Here is a 10012-nt window from a genome sequence, read left to right as displayed (position 1 = left end):
GCCCACCAGGTCATCGTGAACCCCATGCCCCGCCGCCGTGCGCGCACCGTCAGGGCGCCGGCGAGGGCCAGCCACAGCAGGGCACGGGAGGTGGCGATGCCGCACGGCCCGAGGGCCCCGGCGCCGCCACCCGGCCCTCATCCCTCGGTCGTCGGCACCTGAGGCCGGAGCAGTGCGGGCAGGCGGGTGGTCCGCGGCTTGGCCGTGATCTCGGCCACGGCCCGCGGCAGTGCCTGCTCCACCCCGTGCACCACGGACAGATGGCGGACCGCCCGGCCGAAGGCCGTGTACACCCACGGCCGGCTCAGAGCCCCCCCGGCATCCCCGGGCAGCACCACGACCACCGCGGGCCAGCGCTGACCCACCGCTTGGTGCGCGGTCAGTGCCCAACCGTGCCGCACGGACTGCTCCACCTGCTCCCTGGGCACGACCACGGCCGCACCCGCGCACTCCAGATGCAGCCCCTCCGCGTCCGCCGTCACCACACGGCCCGGGAGCGTCCGGCCCGGGACGGGGGAGTAGACGATCCTGTCCCCGGGGTCGAAGCCGCCGAAGCGGCCGGGACCGGGGTTCAGCCGCTCCTTGAGCGCCGCGTTCAGCGCCCGCGTACCCGCCGCGCCGCCGTGTCCCGGCGTGATCACCTGTGTCTCGTCCGTGGGCACGCCGATCGCCCGCGGCACCGAGTCCGCGACCAGCTGCACGGTCCGGTGCACCGCCTCCCCGGCGTCCCTGACCGGCACGATCACCACCTCCTTGCCCGGCGCGTCGACCTGCGGCAGCTCGCCGACGCCGATCGAGGAGACCAACTCGCCGAGCGGCCCCGGATCCGGCGTCCGTGAGGCGATCTGCGGGCACATCCGGGCGGCGAGCAGATCGGCGAACACGCGTCCGGGACCGGCCGACCACAGCACCCCCGGGTCACCGCTCAGCACCAGGCGGGCGCCGTCGGGCAGTGACTCGATGAGCAGCGCCGCCGTCTCGACATCCAGCTGGGGTGCGTCCAGCACGATGAGCAGGTCGAGGTCCAGCGCGCCGTCCGCGTCCCGTCCGGGGCCCTCGGTGCCGGACAGCAGACCCGCCACCGTGGCGAGCGCCGTGTCCGTCCGCTCCCCGGGAGCGTCCGCCGCGCCGTGCCCGGCGAGCAGCGCGGCGAACAGCTCCCGTCCGGCCGGGGTGTGCGTGGCGGCCCAGGCGCGCACACCGAGCCCGCGGGCCTCACGCAGCAGCGCGGCCGCCTCGGCCCGGGATGCCTCCCCGCCGGTGTGGAGCACCAGCCCGTGGCCCGCGACCGCGCGGATCAGCTCCGCCGCAGAGCCGCGCGCCGAGCGGGCCGCACCCTCCCAGCCCTGGGCCGAACCGTCCTCCGTCGGCGCGGAGTTGACCAGCCGGGCCAGCCCGTCGGCGAGGCTCTCCTCCGCCAGCGCATACCGCTCCAGGCCGATCAGGACACGGACCGGGCGGTCCTCGCCGTCCTCGCCGTCCTCGTCGCTCTCGTCGCCGCTCGGGGGCTGTGTCTCCAGGGCGTCCTGGAAGACCAGGGCCTCGCCCTCGGCGACCGTGCTCCGCACCGCCTCCTCCGGGTCCGGCACCGTGCGCTGCGCGAGCGCGACCTCAAGGGCGGGGGCCTCCAACGCCGTGTGACCGGCCACGGCCGCCTGCTCCAGCAGCCAGAGGGTCACCGCGCGCGCCCGGCGCTCGTCGTCCGGCCGGCACTCGGCGCCGAGCAGAGCCCGGGCGAACCCGTCCGCCTGCTCGGGCCGCACCCCGGGGACCCGCAGCAACAGCCAGGGGTCCGCCCGCAGACGGGCGTCCGCACCGTCGCCGAGGGCCGCGGCTGCCTGCGGTGCCAGGGTTTGAGGAGCGCCGCCCTCGGTGAGCACGGCGCCCACGGCCGCGACGGTCTGTACGGCGGGCGCCGCCGCGGTCGCCGGGGGCGCCGCGGGCTGGGGACGCCGCGCGGGCTCGGAGGCGGCGCGGCGCGGAGCGGGCGCCGGCTCGCTGAAGGCACTCGCCACCGGCTTCGCGCCGCTCTCCACGGCCCGCACAGCCGCGAGCAGATCGGCGGCCTGCCCGCTCAGCTTCGTGCCGGCCTCGATCGGCCCCTTCTTCTCCGCCTTCCGCCGCTCGATCCGGTCCCGCTCCAGCCGCTGAGCGGCCAGCTCGGCCTCGGCCTCCGACCTCTGAGCGGCCGTGTCTTCGCCGTCACCCGCGTCGGCCGTACCGCCGTCAGCGGCACCCGAGCCGGTCGTGGACTCCGTCTCCTCCGGGCCGCCCGAGCCCTCGGCCCCGGACCCCGGATCCGGCTCCTCGGCCGCCCCCGTGTCGTCCGAGGTCCGCGCCGTCCCGTCCCCGCCTGTGCCGGTACCGGCCTCGTCGGCCGGTTCCCCCGGGTGGGAGGCGGTCTCCGTGGTTTCCGGGTCCGTGCTCACAGCGTGCTCCAGTCGTGATCGGGATAGTGGTGCACCGGGGCCGACACATCGTCCAGCGCCCGGCAGATCTCGTCAGGAAGACTAAGCGTCTCCACTGACAACGCCGCTGTGAGCTGCTGTGCGTTGCGCGCACCGACGATCGGCGCGACCACTCCCGGCCGGTCGCGGACCCAGGCCAGCGCCACCTGGAGCGGCGTCGTGGCGAGCCCGTCGGCGGCCGTCTGCACCGCGTCCACGATGCTGCTCGCCGTGTCGTCGAGGTAGGGCGCGACGAACGGGGCCAGATGCTCCGACGCCCCGCGCGAGTCGGCCGGCGTCGCATTGCGGTACTTGCCGGTGAGCACCCCCCGGCCCAGGGGAGAGGACGGCAGCAGCCCGACCCCCAAGTCCAGCGCGGCGGGCAGCACCTCGCGCTCCACGCCCCGCTGCAACAGCGAGTACTCCATCTGGGTGCTGGCGATCCGGGTCCGGACACCCGGCGCCGCGAGCTGCCAGGTCGCCGCCTTCGCGAGCTGCCAGCCACAGAAGTTGGACACGCCCGCGTACCGCGCCCGGCCGCTGCTGACCGCCAGGTCGAGCGCCTGCAACGTCTCCTCCAACGGGGTGTACGGGTCGAAGGCGTGAAGGTGCCACAGGTCGACATGGTCCGTGCCGAGGCGGGCGAGCGAGTCGTCCAGCGCGTCCAGCAGATGGCCGCGCGAGCCGTCGAAACGACGCTCGGGGTCGGGTACGCTCCCCGCCTTCGTCGAGATGACCAGGTCCCGGCGCGGCACCAGACCCTCCATCAGCCGTCCGAGCAGATACTCGGCCTCCCCGTCCCCGTACACGTCCGCCGTGTCGACGAGGGTCCCGCCGGCCTCCCAGAACACCTTCAACTGCTCCGCGGCGTCGTGCTCGTCCGTGTCACGCCCCCACGTCAGGGTGCCGAGTCCGATGCGGGACACACGAAGGCCGCTACGGCCGAGATGCCTCTGCTCCATGAACGCCGACATTACTGTCCGGAACCGGCCGCGTGGGTTGCCTGTGGACAACCGATTTCCCCGGTGCCCACGGCGATTTTCCCCTTCCCCGTCCCCTTCCGCCCCCGGCGCGACCGGCGTCGTACGCCCGCGCCGTGCACCCGGCGGCGGATCCCTGCCGTACTCCCTCGCCGTCCGGGCACCCGCGCCACGCCCCGGGCAACTCTCCCTTCCCGGCCCGCCCCGCGCTAAGGTCTGCGCACAAGGGACGTTACTGATCGGTAAGGGGAATCGGCCATGCAGCTCGGGATCAACCTCGGCTACTGGGGCGCCGGAATGGACGCGGACAACCTCGCCGTGGCCCAGGAGGCCGACCGGCTCGGTTATGCGGTGTGCTGGGCGGCCGAGGCCTACGGCTCCGACGCGGCCACCGTGCTCACCTGGGTCGCCGCCCAGACCGAGCGCATCGACGTCGGCTCCGCGATCTTCCAGATCCCGGCCCGCCAGCCCGCGATGACCGCGATGACGGCCGCCACCCTCGACTCGCTCTCCGGCGGCCGCTTCCGCCTCGGTCTCGGTGTGTCCGGGCCGCAGGTCTCAGAGGGCTGGTACGGCGTCAAGTTCGACAAGCCGCTGGCCCGCACCCGGGAGTACGTGGAGATCGTACGCAAGGCGATGACGCGGGAGCGGCTGTCGTACGAGGGCGAGCACTGGACCCTCCCGCTGCCCGGCGGTCCCGGCAAGCCGATCAAGCTGACCGTGCATCCGCAGCGCGAGCACATCCCGCTCTACATCGCCGCGATCGGCCCCAAGAACCTGGAGCAGACCGGTGAGATCGCCGACGGGGCCCTGCTGATCTTCCCCTCGGTCGACCACCTCGAGGAGACCGCGATCCGGTACCTGCGCGCCGGGCGCGAGAAGGCCGGCAAGACCCTCGACGGCTTCGACGTGTGCCCCACGCTCCCGATCTCGGTCGGCGACGACAAGGACGTCCCCGCGCTCGCCGACACCTTCCGCCCCTACACCGCCCTCTATGTCGGCGGCATGGGCAGCAGCAAGCAGAACTTCTACAACCAGCTCGCCCGGCGCATGGGTTACGAGGAGGCGGCCGCCGAGATCCAGGACAAGTACCTGTCCGGCGACAAGCAGGGCGCCGCGGCCGCCGTTCCGCACGAGCTGATCGACCGCACCACCCTGCTGGGGTCCGTGGACCGCATCGCCGACCGGATGAAGGCCTACGCCGAGGCCGGTGTCACCACGCTCACGCTGTCCCCCGCGGGCTTCACCCTGGAGGAGCGGCTCGCCTCGCTCCGGGCGGGATCCGACGCCCTGGAGCGCGCCGGGCTCGCGTAACCCGCACGACTCGACGACCGAAGAGGGCTCCACGGCCGTGGTGGGGGCTCGGGGGTCTTCCCCGCCACGGCCGTCACGCGGAACAACGCTCGGGCGGCCCCGCGGTTACGCGGGGCCTGCGCCCGGGCGTCCGTCTTTCTTTGCGCCCACAGCAGGGTCACCGAGCAGCGCGCCTCCGAGCAGATGCGGCTGCTGCGCAGACACTTCGGCGGCCATCCCGAGGTGGGCCGCGCGACCGGATGATCGCGCGCGACGAGGACAACCACCTCGGCCCGTACGGGGCGGATCCTGCGTCGGCCGAAGGCCAAGGCGGCGCTGCTCGGGGCGGGCATCCACGCGCTCTACTGCTACGAGCGTCGGCGGCTTGCGCCGCATGGTGTCCCTGAGGATGCCTGAGCCGGGAGCCGGGAGCCGGGAGCCGGGAGCCGGGAGCCGGGAGCCGGGAGCCGGGAGCCGGGAGCCGGGAGCCGGGAGCCGGGAGCCGGGAGCCGGGCGCTCCGGGCGGCGCGACGGGAGCCCTGTGCCGGGTGGGCCGTGCTGCTACAGCCAGCCCCGCCGCTTGAACAACCGGTACAGCAGCACCTCCAGGGCCGCCATCGCCAGGATCACCGCCGGGTAGGACGCCACCCAGTGCAGCTCGGGCATGTGCTGGAAGTTCATGCCGTAGATGCCCGCGATCATCGTCGGGACCGCGGCCATCGCCGCCCACGCGGAGATCTTCCGCATGTCGTCGTTCTGCCGGACGCTCATCTGCGCCAGATGTGCGGACAGCACATCGGACACGAGCCGGTCCAGGGCCTCCACGGACTCGTTCACCCGGGCCAGATGATCGTTGACGTCCCGGAAGAAGGGGCGCGACTTCTCCTGCACGAACGGCACCGCCGCCCCGGACACCCCCTGCCCCGCCAGCCGGGCCAGCGGCGGCGCCAGCGGGACCGTCGCCCGCCGGAACTCCAGGACCTGCCGTTTGAAGGTGTAGATCCGTGACGCCGTGTGCCGGGAGCCTCCGCTGGACGGCGAGAAGACCTCCGCCTCCAGCTCCTCCAGATCGGTCCCCAGTTCGGTCACCACCTCCAGATAGTGGTCGACGACGGAGTCCGCGATGGAGTACAGCACACCCGTCGGCCCGTGCCGCAGCATCTCCGGCTGCTCCTCCAGGTGCCGGCGGACGGATGCGAGCGGCATGTCCTTGCCGTGGCGCACGGTGACCACGAAGGAGTCACCGAGGAAGATCATCAGTTCGCCGCTGGTGACCGTGTCGCTGCGCGGCTCGTACGACACCGGTTTGAACACCATGAACAGCGAGTCCTCGTACACCTCCAGCTTGGGCCGCTGATGCGCCTTCAGGGCGTCCTCGACGGCCAGCGGATGCAGCCCGAACTCCTGGGTGACCAGGTCGAACTCGCGTTCCGTCGGCTCGTAGAGGCCGATCCACAAGAAGGCGTCCCCCGAGGCGCGCGCCTCCTGAAGCGCGTCGGAGAGATCCTCGGGTCCCTCGGTCCGGCGCCCGTCGCGGTAGATGGCGCAGTCGACGATCACGGAGCGCATTCTCCCGCCAGCCGGTCCCGCCCGCACTCCGGGGCCCGTGTGCCCGGGCGCACACGCCCCCGGGCCGCGCAGCCGCCGTTCCCCCGGCCCGGGTCCACAGGCGTGCCCGTACGCTGGACGGCATGCCCACGTTGATCCTCGTCCGGCACGGACGCTCCACCGCCAACACCGCGGGACTCCTCGCCGGCTGGACGCCCGGCGTCGCCCTCGACGAGCGCGGCGCCGCGCAGGCCGCGGCCCTGCCGGGCCGGCTCGCCGAGCTGCCGATCGCCGAGGTCGTCACCAGCCCCCTGCAACGCTGTCAGGAGACCCTCCAGCCGCTGCTCGACGCCCGTCCCGGACTGCGTGCGCACACCGACGAGCGCATCGGCGAGTGCCACTACGGCGACTGGTCCGGCCGCAAGCTCGCCGAGCTGAAGGACGAGCCGCTGATGGAGGTGGTGCAGGCTCATCCGTCGGCGGCCGCGTTCCCCGGCGGCGAGTCGATGCGGGCCATGCAGATCAGGGCCGCGGAGGCGGTGCGGGAGTGGAACGCGCGCGTGGAACGCGACCACGGCGCCGACGCCGTATACCTCATGTGCTCTCACGGTGACATCATCAAATCGCTCGTCGCGGACGCACTCGGACTTCATCTCGACCTCTTCCAGCGGATCTCCGTGGAGCCGTGTTCCATCACCGCGATCCGTTACACGCGCCTGCGGCCATTTCTCGTTCGCCTCGGGGACACCGGGGATTTCGCCTCTCTCGCCCCGCGTGCGGAACCTGCCGGTCCGGACGCCACGGTCGGGGGCGGTGCGGGCGCACCGTGATCGTCGGCCGCAGTAGGGTGAAGCGGTCGCACCAGCGCAGCAGCAGTACTTGTCAGCAACCGGAACGGGTCGGCGCGGTCAGCCGGTCCCGATCCCGATCCAATGGAGACAGGACGTGTCCCGTCAGGTGTTCCTCTACGACCCCCCGGACCGTTTCGTGGCCGGTACGGTCGGGCTGCCCGGGCGCCGTACCTTCTTCCTGCAGGCCACGGCCGGACCCCGGGTGACCAGCGTGGCCCTGGAGAAGACCCAGGTCGCGGCGCTCGCCGAACGCATGGACGAGCTGCTCGACGAGGTCGTGCGGCGCAGCGGCGGCAGTGCCGCCGTCCCCGCCGTGGCCCCTACGGAGATCTCCGACTCGGCTCCGCTGGACACCCCGATCGAGGAGGAGTTCCGCGTCGGCACCATGGCCCTGGCCTGGGACGGCGAGGAAGAGCGCATGATCGTCGAGGCTCAGGCCCTCGTCGAACTGGACGCCGACTCCGAGGAGGACCTCGCCGAGGCCGAGGAGCGGCTGCTCCAGGACGAGGAGAACGGCCCGCCGATGCTCCGGGTCCGGCTCACCGGCGCGCAGGCCAGGGCCTTCGCCAAGCGCGCCCTCGACGTCGTCAACGCCGGGCGGCCGCCGTGCCCGCTGTGCAGCCTCCCGCTCGACCCGGAAGGACATGTATGTCCGCGCCAGAACGGATACCGCCGCGGAGCGTGACCACGGCCGAATTGCTCGCCACGGGTGAGCTGACCGTGCGCGGACGCATCCGCGACGCGTCCAACGCGGCGCTGTACTGCACGGTCTCCCAGGACGGCCGGGAAGCCGCCTGCATCTACAAGCCTGTCGCCGGGGAACGCCCCCTGTGGGACTTCCCCGACGGCACGCTGGCGCAGCGCGAGGTCGCCGCCTACGAGGTGTCCGAGGCGACCGGCTGGGGGCTCGTGCCGCCCACCGTGCTGCGCGAGGGCCCCTACGGCGAGGGTATGTGCCAGCTGTGGGTCGAGCCCGTGCCCGACGGCGAGCTGCTCGCGCTGGTGGACGCGGAGGACCCGGAGCCCGGCTGGAAGGCGATCGGGCTGGCGGACGTCGGCGAGGGGAGGACGGCGCTGCTGGTCCACGCCGACGACGACCGGCTGCGGCGCCTGGCCGTCCTCGACGCCGTCATCAACAACGCCGACCGCAAGGGCGGCCATCTGCTGCCCGGGGACGAGGGCCGCCTCTATGGTATCGACCACGGTGTCACCTTCAACACAGAGAACAAGCTGCGCACCCTGTTGTGGGGGTGGGCGGGGGAGCCGCTGACCGGGGAGGCGGTCGAGGTGCTCAAGGGGCTGAAGGAGTCCCTGGAGGAGGGCGCCGCGCTGGCCGTACGGCTGACCGCCCTGATCACCCCGGCGGAGGTCGAGGCCACCCGCGCCCGGGTGGAGGCCATGCTGGTCTCGGGCCGGCATCCGGAGCCGAACGGGGAGTGGCCGGCCATTCCCTGGCCGCCGGTGTGAGGCGCCGCCGCCGCAGGTGACCGCCGCGCGAGCCGAGGCGCGGCGCACATCGCCGGGACTTCCGCAAGGGTGCCTTCCCGGTCATCCGGCCGGTCCGGTTCGTATACCGAACTTCCGGCCGGTTAGGCTCATGTCATGCATGCCTGGCCCGCTTCCGAGGTCCCCGCCCTGCCTGGTCAGGGCCGCGACCTGAGGATCCACGACACCGCGACCGGCGGTTCGGTCACCCTCGACCCCGGTCCTGTCGCCCGTATCTACGTCTGCGGCATCACCCCGTACGACGCGACCCACATGGGTCACGCGGCGACCTACAACGCGTTCGACCTCGTCCAGCGCGTATGGCTGGACACCAAGCGGCAGGTGCACTACGTCCAGAACGTCACCGACGTCGACGACCCCCTCCTGGAGCGGGCCCAGCGCGACGGCGTCGACTGGGTGGCGCTCGCCGAGCAGGAGACCGCCCTGTTCCGGGAGGACATGACCGCGCTGCGGATGCTCCCCCCACGGCACTACATAGGCGCGGTCGAGGCGATACCCGGGATCGTCCCGCTCGTCGAACGGCTGCGCGACCTGGGCGCCGCCTACGACCTCGAAGGGGACATCTACTTCTCGGTCGAGTCCGACCCCCACTTCGGCGCGGTGTCCCACCTGGACGCCGCGGCCATGCGTCTGCTGTCCGCGGAGCGCGGCGGCGACCCGGACCGTCCGGGCAAGAAGAACCCGCTCGACCCGATGCTCTGGATGGCCGCCCGTGACGGTGAGCCCAGCTGGGACGGCGGCTCGCTGGGCCATGGCCGGCCCGGCTGGCACATCGAGTGCGTGGCCATCGCCCTGGACCACCTGGGCATGGGCTTCGACGTCCAGGGCGGCGGCTCCGACCTCGCGTTCCCGCACCACGAGATGGGCGCCTCGCACGCCCAGGTGCTGACCGGCGAGTTCCCGATGGCCAAGGCGTACGTCCACGCCGGCATGGTGGCGCTGGACGGCGAGAAGATGTCCAAGTCCAAGGGCAACCTGGTCTTCGTCTCCCGGCTCCGGCGGGACGGCGTCGATCCGGCCGCCATCCGGCTCGCGCTGCACGCCCACCACTACCGGTCCGACTGGGAGTGGACCGACCAGGTGCTCCGGGACGCCGTGGCACGGCTCGGCCGCTGGCGCGCAGCCGTCTCCCGGCCGGACGGCCCGCCCGCCGAGGCGCTCGTCGAGGAGATCCGCGAGGCCCTCGCGAACGACCTGGACGCCCCGGCCGCGCTCGCCGCGGTCGACCGCTGGGCGGCTCTCCAGCAGGAGTCCGGCGGCACGGACACGGGCGCGCCCGGCGTGGTCTCGCGCGCCGTGGACGCGCTGCTCGGCGTGGCCCTCTGACCACGGCCGCCGCAACCACCGAAAACGCCGAGCGGCGCGGTGCGGATCGTCACGATCCGCA

General features: G+C 73.2%; 8 protein-coding genes and 1 pseudogene. 6 read left to right on the top strand and 3 right to left on the bottom strand.

Annotated elements, in window-relative coordinates; genetic code table 11:
• Positions 1 to 137: 137 nt before the first annotated feature.
• Together AB0L95_RS41350 and AB0L95_RS41345 are read right to left on the bottom strand one after the other, a co-directional pair.
• Positions 138 to 2429: a helix-hairpin-helix domain-containing protein gene (locus tag AB0L95_RS41350; RefSeq protein ID WP_365171733.1), complete on the bottom strand. Its 2292-nt coding sequence runs from the start codon at positions 2427 to 2429 to the stop codon at positions 138 to 140.
• Positions 2426 to 3409: an aldo/keto reductase gene (locus AB0L95_RS41345; RefSeq protein WP_365171731.1), complete on the bottom strand. Its 984-nt coding sequence runs from the start codon at positions 3407 to 3409 to the stop codon at positions 2426 to 2428. The genes AB0L95_RS41350 and AB0L95_RS41345 overlap by 4 nt, the downstream gene beginning before the upstream one ends.
• 276 nt (positions 3410 to 3685) lie before the next feature.
• On the opposite strand from AB0L95_RS41345, the gene AB0L95_RS41340 reads away from it, so the two are divergent.
• Both AB0L95_RS41340 and AB0L95_RS41335 read left to right on the top strand, forming a co-directional pair.
• A complete protein-coding gene (locus AB0L95_RS41340) occupies positions 3686 to 4741 on the top strand; it encodes an LLM class F420-dependent oxidoreductase (protein ID WP_365171729.1) in 1056 nt (351 codons plus the stop codon).
• A 144-nt stretch (positions 4742 to 4885) separates the two neighbouring features.
• A pseudogene (locus tag AB0L95_RS41335) lies at positions 4886 to 5360 on the top strand (hypothetical protein); the annotation flags it as partial.
• Here AB0L95_RS41335 and corA read toward each other — a convergent pair.
• Positions 5282 to 6280, bottom strand: coding sequence for a magnesium/cobalt transporter CorA (gene corA, locus AB0L95_RS41330; protein WP_365171727.1), 999 nt, complete (start codon positions 6278 to 6280; stop codon positions 5282 to 5284). The pseudogene AB0L95_RS41335 and the gene corA sit on opposite strands and share 79 nt — an antisense overlap.
• Before the next feature lie 131 nt (positions 6281 to 6411).
• Between corA and AB0L95_RS41325 the strand changes: the two genes are divergently transcribed.
• From AB0L95_RS41325 to mshC, 4 genes are all read left to right on the top strand, one after another.
• Complete coding sequence (locus tag AB0L95_RS41325; RefSeq protein WP_365171725.1) at positions 6412 to 7098, top strand: histidine phosphatase family protein; 687 nt, start codon at positions 6412 to 6414, stop codon at positions 7096 to 7098.
• A 115-nt stretch (positions 7099 to 7213) separates the two neighbouring features.
• Positions 7214 to 7804, top strand: a complete 591-nt coding sequence (locus tag AB0L95_RS41320; RefSeq protein ID WP_365171723.1) for a DUF3090 domain-containing protein — start codon at positions 7214 to 7216, stop codon at positions 7802 to 7804.
• Entirely contained in the window at positions 7768 to 8586 is an 819-nt protein-coding gene (locus AB0L95_RS41315; protein ID WP_365171721.1) for an SCO1664 family protein, read from the top strand. Before AB0L95_RS41320 ends, AB0L95_RS41315 begins: the two co-directional genes overlap by 37 nt.
• Before the next feature lie 135 nt (positions 8587 to 8721).
• Positions 8722 to 9951, top strand: coding sequence for a cysteine--1-D-myo-inosityl 2-amino-2-deoxy-alpha-D-glucopyranoside ligase (gene mshC / locus AB0L95_RS41310; protein WP_365171719.1), 1230 nt, complete (start codon positions 8722 to 8724; stop codon positions 9949 to 9951).
• Positions 9952 to 10012 lie beyond the last annotated feature (61 nt).

The sequence above is a fragment of the Streptomyces sp. NPDC052036 genome (genome assembly GCF_040680495.1).
Taxonomy (GTDB): Bacteria; Actinomycetota; Actinomycetes; order Streptomycetales; family Streptomycetaceae; genus Streptomyces.
This window is presented reverse-complemented; position numbering and strand designations above follow the sequence as displayed.